Here is a 25248-nt window from a genome sequence, read left to right as displayed (position 1 = left end):
GTCTTAGGTCAGACTGCCGCCACTTGAAAGTGTCAATCGTCGCTTCGTTCTTGTCTAGCCTTTGCTTCACTTTCTTGTTTTTTCTTTTCAATGGCAGCTTGCGCGTGTTGTTCTTTTTCTGCTTCATTTTGTTTATCTTCATTCATTTTTTGATAACGTTGTTTTTGGCGATAACCGTATGTACTTTCTAGTATTTGTGATTCATTATTCAACCCAGCACCAATTGCACCTGCAACAGTAGAAATGGATGTTGCAAACCAAGCGAGATTAATATAAGTCATAAAGTTAGCCGAGCCCTGCAACTGGAGTGCTTGCCCTAAATATCCTGGTGGCAATACAACGAGTGTGGCTAACAAGAAAAGACAAAACAATATGACATAATAAAAAGCAATGGATACAGTTAACGTTAAAGTTGTAGTTAAATTGTATAATATTGTTATTTGTCTATCATTACTTTCAGAAGTAGATTCCCATAAACCATGTGCAACAATAATCCATAACATCATGCCTAAAATAGCGACCAGCATAATTAATAACATGCGCCATCCAGAATAAACAAAACTTAAATTCCACATTGTTGTAAAGACAATGCCAAAGGCACCAGTTGTAAAGGCAATAGTAACTACATTACTGAGGCTTTTGAGCATATTAAAAGGATTGTTAGCAAAAGTCATCCCACTAATTAAACGTATCATGCCTCTCGTATTCGAAGATACATAATATAAAGTATGTTGAGAGTCTGTATCTTCAAAGTACTCAGTATGTGTTTCTAAAGTTGAAAAGGGGAACTGTGAATTTAATTGTTCTTCACTATGATGTTGAGTAGACGATTGGTTTGGATTCATATTTTCGTCAATTGCTTTAATAATGCCCGATATGGAATGCTTAATTCTTTTTTTTATGGGGCGCCAACCATATGCAGGTAATGAAATTAAGCTTGCGCCATTTTTACTATTGATATCAAATGCGACAACATGCTTGTTCTTAATAATTGGTAAATCAGTTAAACCAATCGTATATTGCCATTCATTATCATTTTGATTATCAGAAATTTTAGTGTATATCTTTTGCACCGTTTCAGCAGAACCAGTAAGTGGGTCAATCATTGTATCAATTTGCCATTCAACTTCTGAATTTATAGTAGATGATAACAATGAAGGTAGCTCTTGTTGCAAATGGTTGGCTATTGTTTCAGTCACACCAGGTGCAGCTACTAAACCTATCTTGATAATGTGATTGCACATTATTCTTCCTCCTCTCTGTGCGTTTGTTTTCGACCTGCATAATCATTTGATTCTTCATCGTTATTATAATCCGCATCATTTTCTTGTTCTAATTGCTTGTTTCTATAATATTGTCTGAATGAATAAGTAGCACGTTTAATCTTGTCAGCATTTTCTACGGTTGATCCCATTGCACCTGCTAAGATTCCTAAAGAAGTGATAAACCATATCAAATTAATATAATTGATTAAAGTGGGTTGTTTACTACCAAGCGAAGTCCAGTTGGAAAACAATTCCGGAGGTACAAATAATAATGTGCTAATGGTTAGTAATAGAAATAGGGTTATAAAATTAAAAAGCGTAATTACAGTTAATGTGGTCAACGTTGTAAAATTATAGATATATCTATATAACTTTTGTGTTTTTGGGTTTTTACGTTCCCATAAATTATAAGAATAAATAAGCCAACCAACCATGCCGAAAATGGACATAAACATAAGTAAAATGAAGCGCCAATAATCATAATCTAAGCTTATATCCCAAGGAGTAGAGAAAATTGAAATATAAGTACCTGTCGCAAAGGAGACAGAAATGATTTTTTTGAAATCAAAAATTGTTGACCATGGCTCATTAGCAAAAGTCATACCGGATATGAGGTGTAACCAACCTATGAAGGTAGATGTTGAAATAATACGTAAATGATTTTTATTTTTATCTTCTTCATTTGGAGTAACTGTGGTAAATTTAGTTAATTTAAAATGTTGACTATTCAAGAGATTATTATCTGAACCATTACTATGCATATATTGAATGACAAATGAAATAAAATGGCGTAATTTTTGTTTTAAATTTATTGCACCTAATGCTGGTAATGAAATCAAGGCAATATTATTTGTTAAGTCTATGTCACATACGACGGTTTTATTGTTAGAAAGAGTAGGTAAATCTGTAATACAAATAGCATAGTCCCATGCTTTTTGTTTTTTCATATTCGTCGTGATATCCATTGCTTTATCCATGTGCTCAGCAGTGCCTACAATTGAAGCAATGTGTTTTTCAATGTGCCATTCATCATTTCCCCCTGTATGATGACGGATTTCATTCGGTAAATCAGTATATATTTTATTTATAATTTTATGTGGCATATCGGGTGAAGGGATTAAACCAACGGTGATATTAGCCATAAACAACACCACCAATCTATGTATGTGATTAAATTTCCACTGTTTTATAATTCCCTTTATGACCAGTATTAATCATGCACCATTTTATAAGAGTACAAAATATCAAGCGCTAGCGCGCGTTTATTATTCAATGTTGGTGGTAAATAGATAACAAGAACAAAACAGATTGGAAGTGCTCATAATGCCTTGGACAATGGAAGATTACCCTCAAAGTTGGAAAAATATGGATAAACTTGAACGAAAAAAAGCCATTGATATTGGCAATGCCATGTTAAAAGATGGTTATGAGGAGAGTAACGTGATACCTATTGCTACAAAGCAAGCAGAATCTTGGTATAAAGATGCATCCGAAAAAGAATTGGAATCCTTAAAAAACAAAAAAATTACTAAACATGAAAAAGATGATTCAGCAGATCCTGCATTAAACAAGAAAGATGTACATGTTTATTATGAAGATGATGAATGGAAGATTAAATCAGATGGTGCGAAACAGGCATCTGATAGTTTCGATAAAAAAGAAGATGCCATGAAACGTGCACGTAATATCGCTGATAACCGTAGAACTGAAATTATCGAACATAAAAAAGATGAATAAAATTAAGCATGCTAGAACAATTAAAAATAATTAAAAGGGCAATCCAATGCATAAATTGAAGGCATTGGGTTGCTTTTCTGTATTGAAAATAACCACTTAAAACACAAATTGAATCTTTTAGAAGCGTAAAATTTGAATAGCTTTTAAATTTAATAAGTCAATTATAATAAGCTATAATGAATTTTAAAGAAGTTTTTTATTGGAGGTAAGACAAAATGTATATAGAACGTAAACCCTCGGTAAACATTGACGATTTGAAAGCTGAATTTAAGGAAAGTATTGATCATATAAACGCGTCAGAAGAAGCATTAGATATGGTTGTAGGCTTTGTTGCTTTAGAGCAACTTTATACGTCGGCTCTTAAAGAAATTAGTACAAAGTTAGATATTTTAGATGATCAATTTCAACAGATGTATAAACATAATCCCATTCATCACATGGAACGTCGTGTGAAAGAGATGAGAAGCTTAATTAAAAAATTAGACAGAAAGCGTTACCCTATTAGCACTGAGTCAGCCAAAGAAAACATATTAGATATTGCGGGTATTAGAGTAGTTTGTAATTACTTTGATGATATATATGTTATTGAAAAATTATTATTAAAACAAGAAGACGTGAAATTGATTAAACGTAAAGATTATATCGAACATCCGAAAGAAAATGGTTATAGAAGTTTACATATTGTTGTAACCATCCCAGTTTATTTAGCGCATTCTGTTGAAATAGTCCCCGTAGAAATACAAATAAGAACGATTGGAATGGATATGTGGGCGAGCTTAGAGCATAAAATACGTTATAAAAACACAGAAAATACGGAAAAATATAAAGCGATATTGAAACAATGTGCAACAGACATTACATCAGTAGAAAGTAAAATGCAGGAAATACATTCTGAAGTATTTGATAATTAAATAATAACAATGCAATATAACAATTTGCTTGCTCATGACGTCGCGTCATCAACTATGATTAGACTCAGGAGGTGATTACATGAGCCAATATCAAACAGGTGAATTAGCGAAACTAAAAAATGTTTCTGTTCGGACCATTCAATATTATGATAGAAAAGGTTTATTAAAAACGGTACAAACAGCAAAAAATGGGCGGCGTATATTTGATGAACAAAGCAAACAAGATTTAGAAATCATTCTAATTTTAAAAGCTTTTAATTTCTCCTTGAAAGATATTAAAACAATCTTGAATGAAAAAAATAAGTTGAAAACGGTTCGTGTTATGTTAGCACAAAAAGAATTAGATATAGAAAAGGAAATGCAGAGCCATAAGACTTTGCTTGCAGAGATACGACAATTTAAACAATATATTGGTCGACGTTCTGAAGCGCCTTTAGAAAAACTATTAGAAACAAAAACATACGTAAATCAAAAACCAAAAATGAAACAATTTAAACAATCTGTATTGTATCGCATCATACCTATAGGTATATTTCAATATACTGCTTTAATAGTAAGTATGGTCACTAAAAAATGGTGGCCATTGTTATCTACCTTACCTATATTGTTTACCTATGCTGTAAATTTTACAATATTTACTTATACGGCACTAAGCTATGTTTGTCCAAATTGCCAAGCAACATTTAAACCCAATTTAAAGCAATGGATGTTTTCGGCACATACGCCTAAAACGAGAAAATTACAATGTCCACATTGTGACCAAGATCATCACTGTGTAGCAATTGTCCAATCTTAATCAAATTTCATATGAATAAAAAAATTTTTGTAACCGATGTGTGAGGGATGAAACCTGACATATCGGTTTTTTTACTTTAAGAAAAACGATATTTATAATTGCAAGCGCTTGCAAATTGGGTACTTGTGTTTTAATATACTTGTATACAAGTATATCGTAAAGTTATCGAGGTGATGTTTTAGTGAAATACGATTACCCAGAACAATGGTTAGAAGGTGTTTCAAAGGGCGAAATGATTGCGGCAGAAATTCGACTGAGAATTGTAGATGGAAAAATAGCACCAGATACATTATTAACGGAGAACCAAATTGCTAAAGAATATAATGTAAGTCGATCACCAGTGAGAGATGCATTTAAATTATTAAAGCAAGACCAACTCATTCATCTTGAACGAATGGGAGCAGAAGTTTTACCGTTTGAAGATAAAGAGAAAAAGGAACTCTATGATTTGAGAATTATGCTAGAGTCCTTTGCTTTTAGTAGAATTAAAAACTTAAATCATGAGCAAATTGTAAAAGAAATGAGAAAGCAGCTTGAAATGATGAAAGTTGCAGTGCAATTTGAAGATGCAGAAGCCTTCACTGAACATGATATGAAATTTCATGAATTAACGATTATGGCTTCAAAGCACCAATATTTAAAAACATTCTGGAATAATTTGAGACCAGTGATGGAATCACTCATATTATTATCTATGCGTAAAAGAATGAATGAGAATCCGGAAGATTTTGAACGTATTCATCATAACCATGAGATATTTATAGAAGCGATAGAACAACAAGATGCTAAGAAATTAAATAAAGCATTCCATTTAAACTTTGATGATGTTGGTGAAGACATCGATAGTTTTTGGTTAACTTAGCAATTTAATGCAGTAAAGATTGTAGGAGGCGAAATCATGAAATACATGATTGGTGTTGATATTGGTACAACAAGTACAAAGTCAGTACTTTATGACGAAAAAGGTCAGTTTATAATGAAACATAATATTGGTTATCCATTGCACACACCAAATGTTGAAGTTTCAGAAGAGAATCCAGATGAATTATTTGATGCCGTGTTAATGACCATAAAATATGTTATGAGAGAAGCAGACATAGCTAAAGAAGACCTCAAATTAATTTCATTTAGTGCACAAATGCACAGTTTAATTGCAATGGACGCAAGTCATCAACGTTTAACAGAGAATTTAACTTGGGCTGATAATCGTGCGAGTCGATATGCAGAATCAATTAAAACCAAGCATAATGGCGATGCGATTTATCAAAGAACAGGGACACCTATCCATCCAATGTCGCCATTGTCTAAGATATTCTGGATGAAACATGAACAACAAGAAATATTCAATCAAACTGCAACGTTTGCGGATATTAAGACCTATATCTTTTATCAACTTTTTGAAACGTTTGTGATTGATCAATCAATGGCTTCTTCGACAGGGATGCTTAATTTGGAATCGTTGGAATGGGATAAAGAAGCCTTGTCGCTTTTAGGTATAACTGAAGCTCAATTGCCTGAAATTGTACCAACGACACACATCTTAAAAGGTATGAAACGTAGATATGCAGCATTAATGGGTATCGATGAAAATACGCCAGTTGTAGTGGGTGCAAGCGATGGCGTACTTTCAAATTTAGGTGTGAACGCATTTAAAAAAGGTGAAGTTGCAGTGACCATTGGAACTTCTGGTGCCATTAGAACCGTGATTGACAAACCACGTACAGACTATAAAGGTAGAATATTTTGCTATGTTCTGACAGAAGACCATTATGTTATTGGTGGTCCAGTTAATAATGGTGGTGTTGTACTGAGATGGTTACGCGATGAATTACTAGCTAGTGAAGTAGAGACAGCTAAACGTTTAGGCGTTGATCCTTATGATGTCTTAACCAAGATTGCTAATAATGTCAAACCCGGTGCAGATGGACTAATCTTCCACCCTTATTTAGCGGGAGAGCGTGCGCCTTTATGGAATGCTGATGCAAGAGGTTCATTCTTTGGTTTAACACTATCACATAAGAAAGAACATATGATAAGAGCCGCTTTAGAAGGTGTACTTTATAATCTATACACTGTGTATCTTGCGCTTATTGAAGTGATGAATGAAACGCCTAAAACAATCAAGGCGACTGGTGGTTTTGCTAAAAGTGAAGTCTGGCGTCAAATGATGGCAGATATATTTGATACAGATTTAATTGTGCCAGAAAGTTACGAAAGTTCTTGTTTAGGCGCTTGCGTATTAGGTATGAAGGCATTAGGTGAAATTGATGATTTTTCAATTATAGAAGATATGGTTGGAACAACAAACAAACATCATCCTAATGAGGATAATGTAAGAACGTATCAACAGTTAGTATCTATATTTATTAATTTAAGTCGTTCATTGGAAGCACGTTATACAGAAATAGCAGCATTCCAACGCGAACATATGACAGGAGACGAATGATGAAATATTAGAGCAGGTATAACGGATGTCATGATTAAACAAACAATGTATTTTTAATCATGACGTTACCTTACCTGTGTCATATTATTAGGAATAAAAATTTTACGTAATTAAGAAAGCGTTACCAAGATTGAATGGCGATTTCAATTAGCTGAAATTCAATCTTGATATTGAAAGGGGAGAACGGAAATGTTTGAAACAATTTGGCCACTGATCACTGTGGTAATCGGTATCATTGTATTATTGTCGCTCATCATATTCTTGAAATTAAACACGTTTATTTCACTTATTATTACATCAGTTGTAACTGCTATATTACTAGGAATGCCTTTAGATAAAATCATAGAAACAATCGAAAATGGCATGGGCAGTACACTAGGTCACATTGCTTTAATATTTGGTCTAGGTGCCATTCTCGGTAAATTACTTGCGGACGGTGGCGGTGCTACACGAATAGCTGATACGCTTATAAAGAAATTCGGTCATAAGCACGTACAATGGGCAATGTTAGTTGCCGCATTTATTGTAGGTATTGCGTTATTCTTTGAAGTAGGTCTTGTCTTATTAATTCCATTGGTATTTACGATTGCCAAACGAGCTAATGTTTCACAATTAAAATTAGGCTTACCAATGGTAGTGGCGCTATCTGTAACACACGGATTTTTACCACCACACCCTGGCCCAGTTGTAATTGCAAAAGAATTACAAGCAAACTTAGGACATGTATTACTATACGGTATTATTATTGCAATACCAGTGACATTAATTGCTGGACCATTATTCAATAAAATTGCACAAAAAATCACACCATCAGCTTATCGTCGTGAAGGCGACATATCAGCTTTAGGTGCACAAAAAGAATTTACTGAAGAAGAAATGCCAGGATTTGGCATCAGCTTTTTGACAGCTGTGTCTCCAGTTATCTTAATGTTATTATCAACAATTGTACAGTTAGTAACAGGACATGAATCAGCGACGAATGGTTTTGAATCATTTATTTACTTTATTGGTACTGCAGCAACTGCAATGTTGATCGCTGTCTTATTTGCGATTTTTACAATGGGTATCAAACAAGGACGTAAAAATGCCGATATTATGGATTCAGTTTCAAATGCGATTTATCCAATCGGAATGATGATTTTAATTATTGGTGGTGGCGGTACTTTCAAACAAGTATTAATTGATGGCGGTGTCGGTGATACAATCGCTAAATTATTTGAAGGTACAGAAATGTCTCCGATATTACTTGCGTGGATTGTAGCTGCAGTGCTTCGTATTGCACTTGGGTCATCAACCGTAGCTGCTATTTCATCCACAGGTATCGTTTTACCGTTATTACAAGCATCAGACGTTAACGTTGCATTAGTGGTATTAGCAATTGGTGCAGGGAGTGTTATTTTATCTCATGTTAATGATGCTGGGTTCTGGATGTTCAAAGAATATTTCGGTTTAACAGTTAAAGAAACCTTCCTAACATGGTCATTACTAGAAACAGTTATCTCAGTTTCAGGTCTTGTCTTTATCTTGATTTTAAGTATATTTGTATAAAACGAAATCATAGCAGTGAAAACGATAGAAGATTGAATGGGATCACGGTTTACATTGTAGATGTTTTTTGACCAGACTCACTAACATAACTTCAATTTTTAAAGGCTTAGATTAAGCTTATTTTAAATTAAGTTAATTATTGAGTTTGGTTTATTTTATAGTATGGTACAAATGCTTACTGAATGAATACTTGGACAATGTTTTAACATAAAAGGGTCAGTGAAGGAGTTTGAAAATAACAAAATTTAGTTTAGAAAGTTTTTCTTTAAAAGGTAAAAATGCGATAGTAACAGGCGGTGCACGCGGATTAGGCAAATATTATACCATTGCTTTAACAATGTATGGGGCAAATGTAACTGTAGTTAGTTCTTCAACCAATGCCTGGGATGAAATGAAAGCATATGTGAAACAGCATGAGGGTAATGTATCCTTTCTTCAGCAAGATTTAACCGAATCGGGTTCTGCAGCAAAGGTTATCACAAATGCAGTTGGAACGTGGGGATCACTTGATATATTAGTTAATAATGCAGGTGTTCAAATTAGAAATAATATTTTAGATTATAAAGATGAAGATTGGCAAAATGTCATAGATATTAATTTAAATGCAACGTATTATATGGCTCATGAAGCGGCTAAAGTGATGACAGAACAAGGCTCAGGTAAAATCATTAATATAGGTTCTATGCAGTCATACCGCGCTGGAAAAAATATCTTTCCTTACGCAGCGAGTAAGCATGGCGTAGTTGGCATTACGCGCGCCTATGCAGATACTTTGGCACCATACAATATACAAGTAAATGCATTATCTCCTGGTTATATCCGTACTGATATGACGAAAGTGCTAGAAGAAGATCCAATTCGAGGGCCAGAAATTAAAGGACATATACCATCGGGACAACGGGGTGTTCCGGAAAATTTAATGGGTCCACTTATATTTCTAGCTAGTGAAGCCTCAGATTATGTAACAGGTATATCATTACCAGTAGATGGTGGTTATTTACTAAGATAATAGATAAACAGATGCTTCGGACAAAATCATTTTTGTCCGATTTTTTAATGAAACAAATTTAATAATGTTGATATCAATGCCGTTTGTTTGAATGTGAGACCATTGAATTACAACATGAATTAATTTTAAAATGATAAAATAGAGAAGTTACTATTGTCTGAACATACTGAAAATGCATTGGAATGTATAATTTAGATGCTAGATTAAAGTATAGAGATAAACGGAAGTATGTTGTAAAGGAAGTAGTTATATCGCTATAGGGGGTTGGAAAATGAAAAGGATATTATTAATTGCGAGTACTTTTATTGGCGTCATTGTTGGTGCAGGATTCGCTTCTGGACAAGAAGTGCTCCAATACTTCACAAGTTTTGGCATGATGGGAACATTCGGCGCAATGATAACGACCGCATTATTTACATATGTTGGAATGATGTTAGTTTGGCTGGGAAGTAAGTCTGAAACTGATTCTCATAAAGAAGTCATTTATCGTATCACGGGTAAGTCAATGTTTGGAAAATTATTGGGATGGGTGATTGATTTAGTCATCATATTCACATTATTTGGTGTAGGGGTTGTCATGATTGCAGGTGCAGGTTCAAATCTTAATCAGCAGTTTGGCTTACCATCTATCGTTGGCACACTATTGATGACTGTACTTATCATTCTCGCGGGTATGCTGAAAGTTGAAGGTGTTGTAAAAGTAATTGGAAATATTACGCCGTTTTTAATCATTTTTATAATTATTATTTCAGTTTATAGTTTTATGACAACGGATAGTTCATTTTCACAGTTAAATACTTTGTCTGATGCGAAACCTTCAACATTACCGAATTGGTTTGTAGCAGGTGTGAACTACGCATCATTTAATACAGCTGTAGGTGCATCAATGGCCATTGTTATGGGAGGTTCAGAGAAGAATACGAAAGTAGCAGCTATTGGCGGACTAGTTGGTGGACTCGCGTTAGGCGTCATGATTGTATTGAGTCATTTGGCTATATTCACACAAATAGATATCGTTGGAAATATGGAAATGCCAATGTTAGGTATTGTGAATCATATTTCACCTATACTTGGAGTCATTATGGCTATTGTTATTTTTGGAATGATCTTTAATACGGGTTTAGGTATGTTTTATGCGTTTGCTACAAGGTTTACAGTCGTAGATACGAAACGTTTCAAACTGTTCTATGCTGTTACCGTTATTGTAGGTCTATGTCTGAGTTTTGTTGGTTTTACAGATTTAGTAGCAATCTTCTACCCATTAATCGGCTACCTAGGCCTTGTATTAATTTTTGTATTGTTGTATGCACCTTTTAAATTGAAGTTTGGCAAGAAAGATATATAAAAGTTTTATTATAATCTATAACTTTGTTTATGCTTGTTGACATTTATGTATATAAAATTAATTTCGAAACACACCTTATCCTTATTTTTAGTTATAATAAAATAAAGGAATAGAGGGTGTTTTTTTATGAACGAGGAAACATTAGAAATTTTACAGACGAATGCGTTGCAATTATTGGGGATTCAACTAGAAGGCTATGATATGGATGACTTAAAAGGGATCAGCAATCATATTAAGTCACCATTTACAAATACGTCACGTAAACAATTCAAAAATGAGTTGAAACATTTTATCATCAATATGGGCAGTAATAAAATATACCATTATACCAATGTTTTCGATGTGAACTTCTTAATATTTAAATTTAAAAAATATAAACAGATTTACATTATAGGCCCATATATGGAACAGCGATCCAATGAACAACGTTGTAATGAACTGCTACAACAAGCGAATATTAAAATATCTAAGCAATGTTCTTTCGTACCTGCTTCTTGTGCGAACATACCATTTAAATAAGGTGTTAGATGATAGGTTTCCCACTCGTGTTGTACTGCAGATAGATTAGCCGAAGATACGATGGCGATATCGGCGAATGTTGCAGCATGTTTTAATGTATCAAGCACATAATTAAATGGCCCGGTACTAGGTAATGACTTAATTCGACTATTTACCATGTGAGACCAAGAGAGTGCTTTGCGTAAGCCTATTTGATTTGGAGAGGCAGTAATAGCTTGTTCTAAGCTTGGATTAGAAAATGAATCGGTTGTTGTAACCCAATGTTTAATGTATTTATAACCTTCAATTTCAATCCCCTCAGAGACCAATTCGCCTAACATTTTTTCTAAACCTTTGAACCTATTGATACCTCTTGTGATTTCATAGAGGTTAAATGCATTCCAACGGTTTAATATCTTTTCGGAATAGGTATCAAGTTGCCATTCATTAACAAGCGCAGGGCCGAATGCACGTTCATGTTTAATAGTCATTGAATCGATAGCACAGCCATCAGAATCAACACATATTAATTTTTTATAATGTGGTTTGTATTGTGTTAATGATTCGATTATGTTAAAAATTCCTCTCGAAATAAATTGATTGATTAAACAATCGATATGTACCGTTTATAGAGCTTGAGTGTTGAAATGAAAATAGATAAAAGAAAAGCAGAGTGTAAAATAAAGCGCTTTCTTTATACTATTAAAGTTAGCATTTCAAGTTCAAAAAAACTATAGGATTCAATCATATTATGTGAAATAACTCACAATATAATCACTTTAGGTTGAATTTATTATAAAAAGGTTAAGTAAATAACAAAATAAATTAACAGTCATCTATTTATATAAAAAGGTTGTATTAATGCACTTTTCAGTAAGCAATAAGATCTCATTGGTTTCGATTGTACAGATTGAAATTAAAAACTTCGTGTATCTTAACAGAAGTTAAAATTGCTGTATTGATTATATTGTCAATTTTAAAACTAAGGAAATTAACCGGAGAAAGGCAAAAGTGATAAATTTGTGAAATTAATCACAAAACACTTCCAATTTGTATCCTTATGAATTAAGATAAAGATGTAATAAATGACGCAAGCTTTGCGAAAGAAAAAATACGGAGTGATTCATATGAGAGAAGTAATTGAAAAGGTTATTTTTTCAAATGAAAGCAGCTATGAAATTTACACTCATACAGGTGTAAATCAAGGTATTATTAATGATATTAAAGATGGATACAGAAGTATTGACTATATAGCTTATATTGATGCAGAAAAGTTATACAACTATGGATTGAAAAAGACGCTATTAGTTAATCATTAATACACTGTATGCATCAAGTAATTAAAAAGTTTTGTTGTATTCACAATCTATTAATATAGCAAACGGGTATTATTTTTAAAGTTTTTCTCCCTCGTATTAACTTTCATGATTTATTTGAAACGCCCTAAAGTATTTTAAAAAGCCTATGTTTACTGTCCATCCAGTAACATAGGCTTTTAGTTATAGTATTTAATGATGACAATTAAACATAATCTTTAAAATTATGCTTGATTTCATTAAAATCATATAAAGAGTTGTACATACGCATACGAATATGTTCTTCAGATGCATAAGGAATGCGTAAGTGATTATGTTGTGCTACATATTTACGGAAAGTTTTTTCTAATTGTTGTCGTTCTAATATAGGCATTTGAATCCATTCATCTTTGTCGAATAAATCTTCAAAATGAAATTGGAAACTTGTTCGATCTATTGATTTTCTTAATGCTTCTAATTTTTCATCAAAATTCATAATATATATGCCCCTCCCTTAACGCTACAATAAACATTATTAATATATACTTTATTATATACCCACTTTATATTGAAATATGGATATTGACAAGCTGATCAAAAGCAAAACTTTCAAGAAAATGAAAACGCCATGATACAATAATCGTAATTAGGGAAATATTTAAATAAATATAGAGAAGTATAAATAGAAAGGAAGATATACATGGTTGAATTACAAGATAAAGTGGCAGTCGTAACAGGAGCGAGTAGTGGTATCGGTGCAAGTATAGCCGAAACAATAGCTAATCAAGGAGTCAAAGTTGTCTTAACAGGACGAGATGAGTCGCGCTTAGCAGAAGTGGCTAAACGTATACAAGATAATAAACAAGCAGTAGTTGAGACAAGTATTGTGGATGTTACACACAAAGAAGAAGTAACAGAATTAGTTGAAAAAACAAAAGAAAAATTTGGTCAGATTGATATTTTAGTGAATAGTGCTGGCTTAATGTTATCATCAGCAATAACTGAGGGTGACGTTGAAGCATGGGAAGCAATGATTGATGTGAATATCAAAGGTACCTTATATACAATTAATGCTGTGCTACCATCTATGCTAAATCAGTCTAGTGGTCACATTATCAATATTGCGTCAATTTCTGGATTTGAAGTTACTAAAAAAAGCACGCTCTATAGTGCATCCAAAGCAGCTGTACACAGTATTACACAAGGTCTAGAAAAAGAATTAGCGAAAACAGGCGTACGTGTGACAAGTATCTCTCCTGGGATGGTTGATACACCATTAAGTGGAGATACAGATTGGGGAGCACGCAAAAAATTAGATCCTAAAGATATTGCAGAAGCAGCAATTTATGCATTACAGCAACCAAGCCATGTCAATGTGAATGAAGTGACAGTGAGACCTGTTTAAACATAAATGAAATATTAGAAGGCCGGGACATTAATAAGAAGTGTCTCGGCCAAATTAATTTATATGGACTGTAATCTACATGCTAAGTTACAAATATAAAAACGCTAGCTCATGTATTACGCAAATGAGATTCATTTAACGCGTTATTTAATAAGAGCGAAGACTATGAAATTTTTATCAGGACTTTTTGATTTTGTTCATTTTTCTAATAGTTTAGCTTGAATGTATTCGTGAAAGAAGTGAGAAAAATGGAAATGCGATACCTTACCGAAAGAGATGTAAAACAGTACCGAGCCATTCGATTAAAATCGTTACAGACGGATCCAAAGGGATTTGTATCAACATATGAACGTGAAAAATCATTGCCGGAAGATGAATTTAAAGCACGGCTTAAATTAAATGATACGCATTTTACGATAGGCACGTTTGATAGTGGGGAGCTTATTTGTATCGCTACATTTTATAGTGAGAGAATGGAAAAGGTAAAACATAAAGGTAACTTAGTGACTGTCTATTGTGATCCCCGATATAGAGGTCAAGGTATTACAGCTCAAATGATACAACATATCATTAACGATGTTAGTGTGGTTGGTGTTGTGAAAATCATTGGCTTATGTGTATTATCTGAGAATACACAAGCCATTCGTTTGTATGAAAAATTAGGGTTTCAGCGTTATGGTAGGGAACCTAAATCAATCTTTGATGGTCATAGGTATTATGATGAAGACTTAATGTATCTTGAAGTGTAGTTGTTATAAATAACACGTATTCAACTTATGGGTGCACATAAAAAAACCAGGGCGAGTCACCATTATGTCTCGTTCTGGTTTTTTAGTTTGAAATATCATAACCATTCTATAATTTCAATTCTGTTACCAAATGGGTCATAGATATAAAAACGATTGGCGCCTTCAAGTTCATCACCATAGATGATTTCAATTTCTTTAGCTTCAAGTTCTTTCCGTATATCTGAAGCGTTCTGTACTAAAAACGCTGGGTGGGCTTTTGTTGCTGGTTTAAAGTCATCTTGAACACCAATATGTAGTTGTTGGTCACCAACTTGAAACCAAACGCCACCATTTTTCGCGAGATTGGAGGGTTTTGCTATTTCTTTAAAACCTAATTTATCAGAATAAAAAGCCTTTGCTAACGATTCATTGTGAGGTGGTGCAGCTAACTGAACATGATCAATACCTAAAAATTGATTGAACATAAATAACAACTCCTTTAATATATAATAGCAAAAATATAACTATAAAAGTATTTGGTAAATTATTTTTTTATAAATTAGAAGCAACTAATTATTTTAAAAGTTCATTTTATTCTATTGAAATTGATAATCGTTTTCGATTAAAATAGTAGTAATAAACAAGAGAAGAGGTTATCGTTTTGAACAAATTTTTATGCTTGATGTTATGTTTGTTATTATTTTTAGCAGCTTGCGGTAATGGTTCGAAAAATTCAGAGTCAAAAGATGACAAAGATACAAAGACTTATACTACAGATGATGGTAGTAAAGTAAAAATACCTAAAAATCCAAAAAGAGTACTTGTGTTAACCGCTAATTATGGAAACTTTAAAAATTAGGTGTTAAACCTGTCGCTATCACAAATGTATTTCCAGATTCTAAATATATAGATATGAGTAAGGTTAAAAAATTAATCCTGAAAATGTTGAAGCGGCGGCAAAATTAAAAACAGATTTAATTATTACATATAAAGAGAACAAGGATAATAAAAAATTAGCTAAAATTGCACCGACAGTACCTATTAAAGTACAGGATATGGACTATAAAGATACACATAATGAAATTGGGAAATTAGTAAACAAAGAAGCTAAAGCTAAAAAACAAGCTGATAAACTATGAGAAAAACTAGCTAAAGATGGTAAAGAAATTAAGAAAGCAATTGGTAAAGATAATACTTTTTCAATTATGGATATTCAAGCAAAAGATATTTATCAATTTGGCCCTAGATTCGGCTGCGGAAGTAAAGCTATATATGAAGGGTTTAAGTTGAAAGAGGACCCAGAAGCTAAGCAAGCAATGCCAAAAGAGAAGTTTATGAAAGTTTCAAAAGAGAAATTCAATACGTATTCGGGAGATTATTTACTCCTTCCTACTAAAGATGGTAAGAAACCGAATAATGATTTTGTGAAATCAAATACTTGGAAAAATAATAAAGCTGTTCAAAACGGTAATGTTATTTATTATTCTATGGATGAAGCAATTTATGCAGATTTAATTTCAGTAGAGAAACAAGCTGAACTATTTAAAAAAGAACTTTTAAAGCATAAGTAAAAACTAAGCACGTCATAGTCATCGAATTTATATAATTTGATATCTATGATGTGCTTATTTTATTTTGACGCTTACCAGTGATCAATATCACTTCGTTCGCCTTTAAAATTATTAGTTGTTTGATGACGTTTTGCTAGTACTTTTTCAACTTCTTCAAATTTAATATTTAAAGCATGTAATAATACAAAAAGGTGATACATAACATCGGCGGTTTCATTCGTCACTTCTTCAACGTCGCCTTTCATTGCACCAATCACCACTTCAAATGCTTCCTCACCAAATTTTTTAGTTATTTTTTCAAGTCCTTCTTTTAATAAATATTGAGTATACGAATTACTTTTATCTGCCTGCGCACTTGCTGCAACTGTTTGTTCAAGTTGTTGCACATTAAAAGGTACGGACGTATTAAAACAACTTTGATTACCTGTATGACAGGTTGGTCCGTTTGGAAGTACTTCAATAAGCAATGTATCTTGATCACAATCCAGATGGATATGTTTCACTATTTGAGTGTGACCTGAAGTTTCACCTTTAGTCCATAAACGTTCTTTTGAGCGAGAGTAAAATGTAACAATTCCCTCAGTGAGTGTTTTTTGATAGGCAGTTTCATTCATATATCCTAGCATGAGCACTTGCTTGTTACGTACATCTTGTAATACAACAGGGATAAGTCCTTTGTCAAAATCAGGCTCTTGAGTAGTCATCTTACTGGAATACCTCCTCGTTTCATTGATGATTTAATTTGATTCACAGTTGTTTCTTTATCGTGTAATATGCTTGCCGCAAGTCCCGCTGAAACGTTTGTTTCTTTAAACAAGTCAACGAAATGTTCAGGATTTCCGCCACCACCAGAAGCGATAACGGGAATATTCACAAGTTTTTCAATTTCATGTAAGTGTGAGACATCAAAACCTTGTTTCATACCATCGTGCGTCATACTTGTAATGAGAAGTTCACCTGCGCCTAGGGCTTCAACTTCTTGAACCCAATCATAAACGCGTTTATCCGTTCGCTGTTTACCACCGTGTGTGTAACAAAAATAATCATTTAGTTCGCTATCGTAATTGCTATCTATGGCGATACATATACATTGTCGTCCAAATTTTTCGCTGGCTTCCTTTATAAAACTTGGATTTTTAAGTGCACTTGAATTTAAGGATACTTTATCTGCACCGTGGTTTAATAATTGAGAGATATCGTCAATGGTTGAAATACCACCGCCAACTGTCAATGGAATGAAAAGTTTTTCTGCTGTTTCCGAAATAACATCAAGTACAAGATCATGTCCAGCTTCTGTACGTGAAATGTCTAAGAAAACAAGTTCATCAGCACCTTGTTCATTATAATAAAGTGCAAAATCTACAGGGTTGCCAATATCACGCAAGCCTTTAAATTGAATGCCTTTGACGACGCGACCATCTTTGACATCTAAGCATGGAATAATGCGTTTTTTAATCATGACAATCCCTCCCAGAAGGTAGCGTTGTGTGCAGCTTTGCCAACAATGGCTGCATGAACGCCAATGGATTCTAATTGGGCTAAATCTTGTTGATGACGAATACCACCAGAAGCAATAATTGGTTTTTGAGTTGCTTGAACTAATTGTTGTGTGATTTCGAAATTAGGGCCCTCGAGTTTGCCATCTTTAGAAATATCTGTGTAAATGATACCACCGAGTGGGAGAGCTTCTACTTGTTGTAATAAATCAAAGATATCGAGGCCAGCATCTTCTTCCCAGCCATTAATTTTGACTTGTCGACGGTAAGCGTCAATGGATAGATATAAACGATTTGGAAATGCTTGTGTCATGTGCGATAACCACGCTAAATCTTCGATACCTTTGGTGCCGATGATACAATAATCAATACCATTATTAAAGTAAGTGTCAATGGTATTTCTATCTCTAATACCACCGCCAACTTCCATAGGTTTATCAGTCAGTGAGCGTAATTGATTGATATAGTCACTCTCGATGGATACTTGATTTTTTGCACCAATTAAATCGACGATATGAATTCGGTCTACACACTGATACTGATTGTAGAAAAGTACACTTTCTTCTGCGCTACGCGCCATTTTAACTTCTGAATCGTATTTACCTTCAGTAAGTCGCACGCTAGTAGCATTGATTAAATCAATTGCCGGCCATAGTTTGATCATCTTGAAATCCGCCTTTCAGTGCTTGATTAAGTATTGCTAATCCATCATCACCACTTTTTTCTGGATGGAATTGAATGCCGATATAATTTTGATATTGCACAATTGCTGGGATTTTTGTGCCGTATTCTGTGTAAGCAACCACATGTTGTGACATTTCAGCTTGATACGCATGGACAAAGTAAACATCATGTAATAATAAAGGGTGTTTACTTATTAGATTATTCCATCCTAAATGCGGTACAGGATAAGGGGACTGTATTGGAATTATATTTCCCGGGAAAATATTTAACCCTTTGACATCACCCTCTGCACTCCAATGATAAAATAGTTGCATACCGAGACAGATACCAATCACTGGTTTATCCGTAATGGATGTGATTATATTTGCTAAACCGCGCTCGTTAATTGCTTGCATGGCATCTTTAAAGTGACCTACACCGGGTAAGATGACGACATCAGCATTTGCAATTTCGTTATACTTATCGGTCAATATCGCATCGTATCCTAAATACTGAACTGCGCGTTGAACATTTTTTACATTACCTAATCCGTAGTCAATGATCGCAATCACTCAATCACACCCTTAGATGAAGGGATGTTATCATTATCATTTTCTGAAAGTGCCATTTTTAATGCACGGGCAAATGATTTAAATATGGCTTCAATTTCATGATGCGTATTGCCGCCTCTAAGTAGATCAATATGCGTAGTTAAACGTGCATTGATGATCAAAGCACGGAAGAACTCTTCAACCAATTCGCTATCAAATGTGCCTACTTTTTCTTTACTCAAAGTGGCATTAAACGATAAATAAGGGCGTCCACTAATATCAACTACAGCACGAGATAAAGTTTCATCCATAGGGATGTAACTCACACCATATCTTTGGAAAGATTTGCGTTCTCGAATCATGTCTAATAATAGCTGACCTAGTACGATGCCAATATCTTCTGTTACGTGATGATCATCTACATCGGTATCTCCATTTGCTTCAATTATAATTGACAGCCCACTATGAAACGTAAAGAGTGTGAGCATATGATTTAGGAAACCAACCCCTGTGTTAATTTCACTTGTTCGTTTGTCATCGGCTAAAATGATTGATAACTCTGTTTCTGCAGTCTTACGTTTCTTTTGAAATATCATATTGTGACCTCCATGATTTAATGAGCTGTTCTAATTGGTCTAACTGGTCGTCTGTGGCGATGGAATATCTTACATAATCGTTCATGTTTGGTTCGTCATAACGTCTAGGTAAGAAGCCATGATCTTCAATATAAAGGCCAAGACTTTGCGCTGCGGATCCTTTTGTTAAGACAAAGTTAGTTGATGAAGGGAAGACTTTCATTATATCGCTAACATTATCTTGGAACATTTGTCTTAATCTAACAGCTAATGCACGCTGATGTTCAATGAATGTGCGTGTCTTATCAATATGTTCAAACATGAAAAGTGCAATGTGTAAAGTGAGTGTGTTTAATGGATAAGGATGTTCAATACTTTGTATAAGTTGAATCGTCTCAGGTGTTCCAATTAACACGCCTAAACGTAAACCGGCAATACCAAATGCCTTTGAAAGGGTACGCATTTGAAGAACATGTGGTTGCAATTCAAGCGTGTAGGCATCCCCAAAATCTAAATAAGCTTCATCAATAACAAAATAACCACCAATATTTTTCATTTTATCTGCAATTGCAGTTAAAAATGTTAGATTATACTGCTTGCCAGATGGATTGTGTGGATTACTCATAATAAAGAATGCGGGTTGCACTGTTTCAATGCGACTTAATATATTTTCTAGATTAAATGTTAAGTCGTTATCTGCATTTACAAACGCTATTGGTCGATGAACTTGGTCGGCATAGGCTTGGTACATAAAGAAATCTGGATTAAGTGCTAATGCTGGACCTTCTGGCATGATAAGCATTAATTTTTGAATTAATTCATCAGAACCATTACCTGCAATAATTTGGTCTGGTGATAGATTATAATAACGCGCATAACCTGCCTTAAATCGTTCATATTCTTCATCTGGATAAAAGTTAAATGAAGCATGATGTATAATCGATGTGAGTTGTGCTTCTGTTAAAGGGCGAAGTGGGCTTTCATTTTTGTTAATTCTTATCATCGTTAAACTCCTTTGATGTTCTAATTTCTATGGATTGTTCGTGATTATATAATTGTTCAACATGGGCTAATTTACGCGCAGTCAGTTCTACGGTATCGAATGTATCTTTTGATAAATCTATCACTGAATGACGTGTTAAAAAATCATTAACAGATAGACCATTGGTAAATCGAGCTGTTTGATTGGTTGGCAGTACGTGACTTGGGCCAGCGACATAGTCACCAATAACTTCAGGTGAATAATAACCTAAGAATAGTGCGCCGACGTAACGGACATGATTTAGATAATCATGTGGTGAAACTGTTTGTATTGAAGCATGTTCTGGTGCAATGAGATTCATTAAATCACACGCTTCGCTAAAGTTATTCACATGTATCAAAAAATGGTTATCATTTAAACTTGCTTGAACGATTGATTGACGTTCAATTTGAGGAAGTATGTGCTGTATTTTTTGTTCAAGTTGTTTTAATAATGCTTCATCTTCACTAATGACAAAAGTTCTTGCAAGTTCATCGTGCTCTGCTTGTGCAAATACATCATATGCGATGGCGTCTAAATCAGCAGAGTCATCAATAATTAATGCAATTTCACTAGGGCCCGCGATTTGATCAATTCCTACTTGACCAAAGAGGTATTTCTTAGCATAGGCAACAAATTGGTTACCAGGTCCTACAATTTTATCAACTTTTGGCAATGTTTCTGTACCGTAAGCTAGGGCAGCAATACTTTGAGCACCTCCAACTTGATAAACGTTATCGACACCTGAGATATAACAGGCGGCTAATACGATATCTGGTATACCATTTAGTTGTGGGGGCGTGACTACAGATATATTTTTTACACCAGCTACCTTTGCCAGTGTTACTGTCATTAAGACGGTTGATGGGTAACTGGCTTTACCACCTGGTACATATACGCCAACGCGTTCTAAAGGATGATACAATTCATAACAATCTGATGTGCCTTGTTGCTTAGTCCATTTAATGGATTCTTGGTAAGATTGAATACGCGCGTGACTTTGTTGTAAGGCCTCACGTAAATCACTGTCTAGGCGATTATAGGCATTTTCTAAAGTTTGATAAGCGACTTCTAAATTGCAAGTCTCTACCTGATCAAACTGTTGATTATAATTTCTGAGGGCATCATCTCCGTGAAGTCTGACGTTTTCGCAAATATCCTTTACGATGGGGTATAGGTCTTCATTTAAGGAAGATTGGTTTAAATACTTTTTCAAAAATAGCGTTTTATCTATGATCAATGAGTGACACCTCCAGTGTTGATAAAAAAGCATCAATTTCAGATGATTTTTTAAAATAGGATTGCTTATTTGTGATAAGTTTCGCGTTAATGGGTTTAATCGTATCTTTTTCAACTAAGCCATTTGATTTTAGTGTTGTACCAGTCTGTACAATATCTACTATTCCATCCACCATTTCTACGAGACAAGCTAATTCAATAGAACCTGATAGTTTTACCAATTCTACATCTATACCTTGTGCTTCGAAGTAGGCACGTGCAGTTTTTACATACGACGTAGCAATTTTATTGAAAGAAGAAGTTTCTGGTTTAGCAGCTAAAGCAAAATGACAATCTCCAAATGGTAAATCCACCAAATTATTAATTGTATAATTTCCTTCTTCTAAAATATCACTGCCAACAATCCCGACATCAGCTACACCTTGTTCTACATAAATAGGGACATCGCTACCTTTAACTAATACGATTTGAATAGATCCTACAGAAATTAATAATTGACGTTCTCGTTTTTCTAATGCATCTACTAGTTCTTGTTCATTAGCTTGTTTTAAATAAGTAATAAAGCTTTTTAATAATCGACCTTTGGCTATAGCTACTGTAAGCATAATAAGAACTCCTTTTATTTATAATATAAAACCTAATCCAAAACCATCTAATTCACCTTTGTAGAAACCTCCCGTAAGTTGGTGGTTTTTATCATTTTTTAGATAACATTTTAAAAATGCACCTTTGTAATATGAACGAGGCGGTTGTGGTGTGATATCTAAATGTATATCTTTTACATTTAATGACTTAAACCACTGTTCCCAACGACGCAAAGCTTGTATTGTACGATGATCGTAAGGAAAGAGTTGACTTAGTAAATCTAATTGATCCGTTGTTTTTGTTGTCAATAATTGAACAAGCGGATGAGAAGTGCCAAGTTCGGATGAAAGTTCTGAAATATTACGCTCTTGTACTAATTTTAAAATCGTTATTGTTTGTTCTTTAGTAGTTAACAGTAAATCGATAAGTTGATAATGTCCTAAAATGACAAAATCGATATCGTCATTAAGATATTGTTGTATATATTTATAAAACGTCATAAAATCTTCCTGCATATCCGTTATGGTAGGGTTGTAATGTTCGATACCCAATTGCGTATAGACATGGTTATCACGAACAATCGGTCCCGCATAAACTACTTTTTGATGACGCGGAGGATAATTACTGTAATAACGCAATAATTGGTCGGTGAAATCATTACGTAATGCAAAGATATGATGGTCATGTTGCCAGAAACTTCTTTCAGTCATTTGCTGTAAATCATCTTTATTCAATGTTTGCCAAGCTAGAGATTCAATAAAGCTAAAATCTACTAAGTTAAAGTCAGCTTGTTGAAAATGCTTTAAAAAGTTAAGTTCTTTTTCTTTGTTATTAATGATTGTTGCTGCATCCATATTAAAACCATCCTTTGCATATACTTTGTTTCTCTACCGAACTAAAGTAAATTAATAAAGAATACTTTAACACATTTATTTTTAGAATTCAATAAATATTCTGAAAATGTTTTTGGTTAAGCGGTATAAAAATGCCCTTGCATTTAAAAAAGTGCAAGGGATTAATACTTATAAGCAAGATTTACCATGATTAACATATTTTAGCATTTCTTCTTTAGGCACCATATTACCACCAGTTGCCCATACAATATGATTTGCTTGATTCATTTGGACGCCCTGTTGTTTGGCTAATGTTATTGCTGATTTAATGCCAGCAAACCCTGACGCGGCAGAGGGCTCAATAAAGATATCTTCTTTTTCACTTAAAAGATATAGATAACGATACATTTCGCTATCAGATACAGTCTGTATACCATAGAGTAACGTATTCATAATTTGCCCGACTAAGCGAGATGGACGTGCAACTGCTAAACCATCCGCATCTGTGCTTCCATCAATGCCAATATCCTTAACTGAAATTTTATCGTGTAATTGCGTCATCATACCTAATAACATACAAGGGGCATGTGTTGGTTCAGTAAAAATACAATAAACATGTTCTCCAAAGACTTGTTTTAGACCGAACGTCACTCCTCCTGGGCCACCACCGACACCACAAGGTATGTATACAAATAGAGGGTGTTCAGCATCTATTTGTATATTTTCAGCAGCTAATTGTGCTTTTAATCTTAATGCAGCGACTGTATATCCTAAAAACAAGTCAGATGAACCTTCGTCATCCACAAAATGACAGGTAGGATCGTTTTCAGCATGTTTTCTTCCTTCTGCTACAGCGTACTGATAATCTGACTGATGTTCTATGACTTCCACACCACGTGACCTCAAAAGATCTTTCTTCCACTGACGTGCATCTGTAGACATATGAACCGTCACTTTAAAGCCCAGTTTTGCACTCATAATACCGATACTTAATCCTAAATTACCGGTTGAACCAACGGCAACATTATATTTACTAAACAGACCTTGATATTTTTGCTCAGCCAGTACACGATAATCATCTGTCTCTTTTAAATCGCCATCTTGCATCCCTATCGTTTCAGCTAATTTAAGTACTTCATAGATACCACCGCGCGCCTTAATTGATCCAGATATAGCGAGGTGACTATCACATTTTAGCCATAGCTTACCTTCAGTGGGTAAGGACTCTAAGTTTGTCAAAGTATTTTGCATAAAAGGTATGTGTTTTAAAGGTGATTCAATAAGGCCATGATTATTTTCCGTTTCTGGGAATACAGTGCTTATGTAACTACTAAATCGTTCAAGTCGTTGCGCAGCGTCTTCCATATCTTTTAAAGTAAACGCTAATGACGCTGGTTTACGAAAATTTGTGTTTTCCCAAAAAATAGGCTTATAATTTTGCATACTATCTATGAGAGGGAAATCTTTTTTAAGTGTTGCTAAATCGTTCATATTAATACCTCCGTATCATTTTAATAACAGTACGAAATATAAATTTCACGCTACATTAATTATAACAAGAAATAGATGAAATCGCCTGATTCGCCGATATAATATGATGATATTGGTTATTGTAGTTAGAACCATTGACTCGATTTAAAAATGGGTTTACACAGAGTGAACGATAATATTTTTACAAATTAGCGTGATTGCTTATTTTAATTGTAAGTTAGAAAAATGATTGATGAAATA

General features: G+C 34.0%; 29 protein-coding genes. 14 read left to right on the top strand and 15 right to left on the bottom strand.

The annotated features are described in order from the left end of the window. Positions 1 to 32: 32 nt before the first annotated feature. The gene (locus ACP7BT_RS08365) at positions 33 to 1244 is read right to left on the bottom strand and encodes a cell envelope integrity protein TolA (RefSeq protein WP_041079294.1); all 1212 of its coding nucleotides are present in this window, start codon (positions 1242 to 1244) and stop codon (positions 33 to 35) included. Beyond that, a complete protein-coding gene (locus ACP7BT_RS08360) occupies positions 1244 to 2407 on the bottom strand; it encodes a hypothetical protein (protein ID WP_041079292.1) in 1164 nt (387 codons plus the stop codon). Before ACP7BT_RS08360 ends, ACP7BT_RS08365 begins: the two co-directional genes overlap by 1 nt. A gap of 181 nt (positions 2408 to 2588) precedes the next feature. Between ACP7BT_RS08360 and ACP7BT_RS08355 the strand changes: the two genes are divergently transcribed. The 8 genes from ACP7BT_RS08355 to ACP7BT_RS08320 all read left to right on the top strand — a co-directional run bounded on the left by ACP7BT_RS08355 (position 2589) and on the right by ACP7BT_RS08320 (position 11057). Further along, a complete protein-coding gene (locus ACP7BT_RS08355; RefSeq protein WP_037537688.1) occupies positions 2589 to 3002 on the top strand; it encodes a DUF2188 domain-containing protein in 414 nt (137 codons plus the stop codon). A 215-nt stretch (positions 3003 to 3217) separates the two neighbouring features. Then, positions 3218 to 3913 carry a GTP pyrophosphokinase gene (locus tag ACP7BT_RS08350; protein WP_002482367.1) on the top strand — a complete coding sequence of 232 codons (696 nt, stop codon included), beginning with the start codon at positions 3218 to 3220 and terminating at the stop codon, positions 3911 to 3913. Positions 3914 to 3992: 79 nt separating this feature from the next. Further along, positions 3993 to 4709, top strand: coding sequence for a MerR family transcriptional regulator (locus ACP7BT_RS08345; protein WP_002482368.1), 717 nt, complete (start codon positions 3993 to 3995; stop codon positions 4707 to 4709). 181 nt (positions 4710 to 4890) lie between these two features. Then, positions 4891 to 5571, top strand: coding sequence for a GntR family transcriptional regulator (locus ACP7BT_RS08340; RefSeq protein WP_002482369.1), 681 nt, complete (start codon positions 4891 to 4893; stop codon positions 5569 to 5571). A gap of 36 nt (positions 5572 to 5607) precedes the next feature. Next, positions 5608 to 7155, top strand: coding sequence for a gluconokinase (gntK, locus tag ACP7BT_RS08335; RefSeq protein WP_037537690.1), 1548 nt, complete (start codon positions 5608 to 5610; stop codon positions 7153 to 7155). 189 nt (positions 7156 to 7344) lie between these two features. After that, a complete protein-coding gene (locus ACP7BT_RS08330; RefSeq protein WP_037537693.1) occupies positions 7345 to 8703 on the top strand; it encodes a gluconate:H+ symporter in 1359 nt (452 codons plus the stop codon). Positions 8704 to 8932: 229 nt separating this feature from the next. Then, positions 8933 to 9712, top strand: a complete 780-nt coding sequence (locus ACP7BT_RS08325; RefSeq protein WP_200885946.1) for an SDR family oxidoreductase — start codon at positions 8933 to 8935, stop codon at positions 9710 to 9712. A 271-nt stretch (positions 9713 to 9983) separates the two neighbouring features. Continuing rightward, positions 9984 to 11057, top strand: coding sequence for a YkvI family membrane protein (locus tag ACP7BT_RS08320; protein ID WP_041079290.1), 1074 nt, complete (start codon positions 9984 to 9986; stop codon positions 11055 to 11057). A 383-nt stretch (positions 11058 to 11440) separates the two neighbouring features. On the opposite strand, the gene ACP7BT_RS08315 is transcribed toward ACP7BT_RS08320, so the two are convergent. Beyond that, positions 11441 to 12046 (bottom strand): HAD family hydrolase, encoded by a 606-nt coding sequence (locus ACP7BT_RS08315; RefSeq protein ID WP_235304902.1) that lies wholly within the window; start codon positions 12044 to 12046, stop codon positions 11441 to 11443. 636 nt (positions 12047 to 12682) lie between these two features. On the opposite strand from ACP7BT_RS08315, the gene ACP7BT_RS08310 reads away from it, so the two are divergent. Beyond that, positions 12683 to 12874: a hypothetical protein gene (locus ACP7BT_RS08310; RefSeq protein WP_002482375.1), complete on the top strand. Its 192-nt coding sequence runs from the start codon at positions 12683 to 12685 to the stop codon at positions 12872 to 12874. A 202-nt stretch (positions 12875 to 13076) separates the two neighbouring features. On the opposite strand, the gene ACP7BT_RS08305 is transcribed toward ACP7BT_RS08310, so the two are convergent. Next, a complete protein-coding gene (locus ACP7BT_RS08305) occupies positions 13077 to 13346 on the bottom strand; it encodes a DUF1413 domain-containing protein (protein ID WP_002482376.1) in 270 nt (89 codons plus the stop codon). Between the two features lie 204 nt (positions 13347 to 13550). Here ACP7BT_RS08305 and ACP7BT_RS08300 point away from each other — a divergent pair, with 204 nt between their 5' ends. Continuing rightward, positions 13551 to 14255 carry an SDR family oxidoreductase gene (locus ACP7BT_RS08300; RefSeq protein WP_041079286.1) on the top strand — a complete coding sequence of 235 codons (705 nt, stop codon included), beginning with the start codon at positions 13551 to 13553 and terminating at the stop codon, positions 14253 to 14255. 248 nt (positions 14256 to 14503) lie between these two features. Continuing rightward, positions 14504 to 15004, top strand: coding sequence for a GNAT family N-acetyltransferase (locus tag ACP7BT_RS08295; RefSeq protein ID WP_041079284.1), 501 nt, complete (start codon positions 14504 to 14506; stop codon positions 15002 to 15004). A gap of 95 nt (positions 15005 to 15099) precedes the next feature. On the opposite strand, the gene ACP7BT_RS08290 is transcribed toward ACP7BT_RS08295, so the two are convergent. Continuing rightward, a complete protein-coding gene (locus ACP7BT_RS08290) occupies positions 15100 to 15468 on the bottom strand; it encodes a VOC family protein (protein WP_002482379.1) in 369 nt (122 codons plus the stop codon). Between the two features lie 197 nt (positions 15469 to 15665). Between ACP7BT_RS08290 and ACP7BT_RS08285 the strand changes: the two genes are divergently transcribed. From ACP7BT_RS08285 to ACP7BT_RS08275, 3 genes are all read left to right on the top strand, one after another. After that, entirely contained in the window at positions 15666 to 15842 is a 177-nt protein-coding gene (locus tag ACP7BT_RS08285) for a hypothetical protein (RefSeq protein ID WP_228481084.1), read from the top strand. Positions 15843 to 15912: 70 nt separating this feature from the next. After that, entirely contained in the window at positions 15913 to 16122 is a 210-nt protein-coding gene (locus ACP7BT_RS08280; protein WP_327083190.1) for an ABC transporter substrate-binding protein, read from the top strand. A gap of 66 nt (positions 16123 to 16188) precedes the next feature. Next, the gene (locus ACP7BT_RS08275; protein WP_228481081.1) at positions 16189 to 16554 is read left to right on the top strand and encodes an ABC transporter substrate-binding protein; all 366 of its coding nucleotides are present in this window, start codon (positions 16189 to 16191) and stop codon (positions 16552 to 16554) included. A gap of 71 nt (positions 16555 to 16625) precedes the next feature. On the opposite strand, the gene hisIE is transcribed toward ACP7BT_RS08275, so the two are convergent. From hisIE to ACP7BT_RS08225, 10 genes are all read right to left on the bottom strand, one after another. Then, complete coding sequence (hisIE, locus tag ACP7BT_RS08270; RefSeq protein ID WP_041079282.1) at positions 16626 to 17258, bottom strand: bifunctional phosphoribosyl-AMP cyclohydrolase/phosphoribosyl-ATP diphosphatase HisIE; 633 nt, start codon at positions 17256 to 17258, stop codon at positions 16626 to 16628. Further along, positions 17255 to 18013, bottom strand: a complete 759-nt coding sequence (gene hisF, locus ACP7BT_RS08265; RefSeq protein WP_002482383.1) for an imidazole glycerol phosphate synthase subunit HisF — start codon at positions 18011 to 18013, stop codon at positions 17255 to 17257. Before hisF ends, hisIE begins: the two co-directional genes overlap by 4 nt. Further along, on the bottom strand, positions 18010 to 18714 hold the full coding sequence (gene hisA / locus ACP7BT_RS08260; RefSeq protein WP_069826162.1) for a 1-(5-phosphoribosyl)-5-((5-phosphoribosylamino)methylideneamino)imidazole-4-carboxamide isomerase: 705 nt from the start codon (positions 18712 to 18714) through the stop codon (positions 18010 to 18012). The genes hisF and hisA overlap by 4 nt, the downstream gene beginning before the upstream one ends. Further along, positions 18689 to 19285 carry an imidazole glycerol phosphate synthase subunit HisH gene (gene hisH / locus ACP7BT_RS08255; RefSeq protein ID WP_002482385.1) on the bottom strand — a complete coding sequence of 199 codons (597 nt, stop codon included), beginning with the start codon at positions 19283 to 19285 and terminating at the stop codon, positions 18689 to 18691. The genes hisA and hisH overlap by 26 nt, the downstream gene beginning before the upstream one ends. Next, positions 19282 to 19860, bottom strand: a complete 579-nt coding sequence (gene hisB / locus ACP7BT_RS08250) for an imidazoleglycerol-phosphate dehydratase HisB (RefSeq protein ID WP_002482386.1) — start codon at positions 19858 to 19860, stop codon at positions 19282 to 19284. The genes hisH and hisB overlap by 4 nt, the downstream gene beginning before the upstream one ends. After that, positions 19838 to 20842 (bottom strand): pyridoxal phosphate-dependent aminotransferase, encoded by a 1005-nt coding sequence (locus ACP7BT_RS08245; RefSeq protein ID WP_002482387.1) that lies wholly within the window; start codon positions 20840 to 20842, stop codon positions 19838 to 19840. The genes hisB and ACP7BT_RS08245 overlap by 23 nt, the downstream gene beginning before the upstream one ends. Continuing rightward, a complete protein-coding gene (gene hisD / locus ACP7BT_RS08240; RefSeq protein ID WP_228160984.1) occupies positions 20829 to 22097 on the bottom strand; it encodes a histidinol dehydrogenase in 1269 nt (422 codons plus the stop codon). Before hisD ends, ACP7BT_RS08245 begins: the two co-directional genes overlap by 14 nt. Beyond that, positions 22087 to 22704 carry an ATP phosphoribosyltransferase gene (gene hisG, locus ACP7BT_RS08235; protein ID WP_002482389.1) on the bottom strand — a complete coding sequence of 206 codons (618 nt, stop codon included), beginning with the start codon at positions 22702 to 22704 and terminating at the stop codon, positions 22087 to 22089. The genes hisD and hisG overlap by 11 nt, the downstream gene beginning before the upstream one ends. A gap of 18 nt (positions 22705 to 22722) precedes the next feature. Next, positions 22723 to 23538 carry an ATP phosphoribosyltransferase regulatory subunit gene (locus ACP7BT_RS08230; RefSeq protein WP_002482390.1) on the bottom strand — a complete coding sequence of 272 codons (816 nt, stop codon included), beginning with the start codon at positions 23536 to 23538 and terminating at the stop codon, positions 22723 to 22725. Positions 23539 to 23706: 168 nt separating this feature from the next. Further along, positions 23707 to 25008 carry a D-serine ammonia-lyase gene (locus tag ACP7BT_RS08225; RefSeq protein ID WP_002482391.1) on the bottom strand — a complete coding sequence of 434 codons (1302 nt, stop codon included), beginning with the start codon at positions 25006 to 25008 and terminating at the stop codon, positions 23707 to 23709. Between the last annotated feature and the right edge of the window lie 240 nt (positions 25009 to 25248).

Source organism: Staphylococcus sp. Y174-1 (assembly GCF_049897865.1).
GTDB lineage: Bacteria > Bacillota > Bacilli > Staphylococcales > Staphylococcaceae > Staphylococcus > Staphylococcus saprophyticus.
This window is presented reverse-complemented; position numbering and strand designations above follow the sequence as displayed.

What these genes read in the sequence shown, in the direction of transcription:
- ACP7BT_RS08365 (WP_041079294.1), bottom strand. Translation starts at nt 1,244, where the DNA reads ATGTGCAATCACATTATCAAGATAGGTTTAGTAGCTGCACCTGGTGTG.
- ACP7BT_RS08360 (WP_041079292.1), bottom strand. Translation starts at nt 2,407, where the DNA reads ATGGCTAATATCACCGTTGGTTTAATCCCTTCACCCGATATGCCACAT.
- ACP7BT_RS08355 (WP_037537688.1), top strand. Translation starts at nt 2,589, where the DNA reads ATGCCTTGGACAATGGAAGATTACCCTCAAAGTTGGAAAAATATGGAT.
- ACP7BT_RS08350 (WP_002482367.1), top strand. Translation starts at nt 3,218, where the DNA reads ATGTATATAGAACGTAAACCCTCGGTAAACATTGACGATTTGAAAGCT.
- ACP7BT_RS08345 (WP_002482368.1), top strand. Translation starts at nt 3,993, where the DNA reads ATGAGCCAATATCAAACAGGTGAATTAGCGAAACTAAAAAATGTTTCT.
- gntK (WP_037537690.1), top strand. Translation starts at nt 5,608, where the DNA reads ATGAAATACATGATTGGTGTTGATATTGGTACAACAAGTACAAAGTCA.
- ACP7BT_RS08330 (WP_037537693.1), top strand. Translation starts at nt 7,345, where the DNA reads ATGTTTGAAACAATTTGGCCACTGATCACTGTGGTAATCGGTATCATT.
- ACP7BT_RS08320 (WP_041079290.1), top strand. Translation starts at nt 9,984, where the DNA reads ATGAAAAGGATATTATTAATTGCGAGTACTTTTATTGGCGTCATTGTT.
- ACP7BT_RS08315 (WP_235304902.1), bottom strand. Translation starts at nt 12,046, where the DNA reads ATGACTATTAAACATGAACGTGCATTCGGCCCTGCGCTTGTTAATGAA.
- ACP7BT_RS08310 (WP_002482375.1), top strand. Translation starts at nt 12,683, where the DNA reads ATGAGAGAAGTAATTGAAAAGGTTATTTTTTCAAATGAAAGCAGCTAT.
- ACP7BT_RS08305 (WP_002482376.1), bottom strand. Translation starts at nt 13,346, where the DNA reads ATGAATTTTGATGAAAAATTAGAAGCATTAAGAAAATCAATAGATCGA.
- ACP7BT_RS08300 (WP_041079286.1), top strand. Translation starts at nt 13,551, where the DNA reads ATGGTTGAATTACAAGATAAAGTGGCAGTCGTAACAGGAGCGAGTAGT.
- ACP7BT_RS08295 (WP_041079284.1), top strand. Translation starts at nt 14,504, where the DNA reads ATGGAAATGCGATACCTTACCGAAAGAGATGTAAAACAGTACCGAGCC.
- ACP7BT_RS08290 (WP_002482379.1), bottom strand. Translation starts at nt 15,468, where the DNA reads ATGTTCAATCAATTTTTAGGTATTGATCATGTTCAGTTAGCTGCACCA.
- ACP7BT_RS08285 (WP_228481084.1), top strand. Translation starts at nt 15,666, where the DNA reads ATGTTATGTTTGTTATTATTTTTAGCAGCTTGCGGTAATGGTTCGAAA.
- ACP7BT_RS08275 (WP_228481081.1), top strand. Translation starts at nt 16,189, where the DNA reads ATGGATATTCAAGCAAAAGATATTTATCAATTTGGCCCTAGATTCGGC.
- hisIE (WP_041079282.1), bottom strand. Translation starts at nt 17,258, where the DNA reads ATGACTACTCAAGAGCCTGATTTTGACAAAGGACTTATCCCTGTTGTA.
- hisF (WP_002482383.1), bottom strand. Translation starts at nt 18,013, where the DNA reads ATGATTAAAAAACGCATTATTCCATGCTTAGATGTCAAAGATGGTCGC.
- hisA (WP_069826162.1), bottom strand. Translation starts at nt 18,714, where the DNA reads ATGATCAAACTATGGCCGGCAATTGATTTAATCAATGCTACTAGCGTG.
- hisB (WP_002482386.1), bottom strand. Translation starts at nt 19,860, where the DNA reads ATGATATTTCAAAAGAAACGTAAGACTGCAGAAACAGAGTTATCAATC.
- ACP7BT_RS08245 (WP_002482387.1), bottom strand. Translation starts at nt 20,842, where the DNA reads ATGATAAGAATTAACAAAAATGAAAGCCCACTTCGCCCTTTAACAGAA.
- hisG (WP_002482389.1), bottom strand. Translation starts at nt 22,704, where the DNA reads ATGCTTACAGTAGCTATAGCCAAAGGTCGATTATTAAAAAGCTTTATT.
- ACP7BT_RS08230 (WP_002482390.1), bottom strand. Translation starts at nt 23,538, where the DNA reads ATGGATGCAGCAACAATCATTAATAACAAAGAAAAAGAACTTAACTTT.
- ACP7BT_RS08225 (WP_002482391.1), bottom strand. Translation starts at nt 25,008, where the DNA reads ATGAACGATTTAGCAACACTTAAAAAAGATTTCCCTCTCATAGATAGT.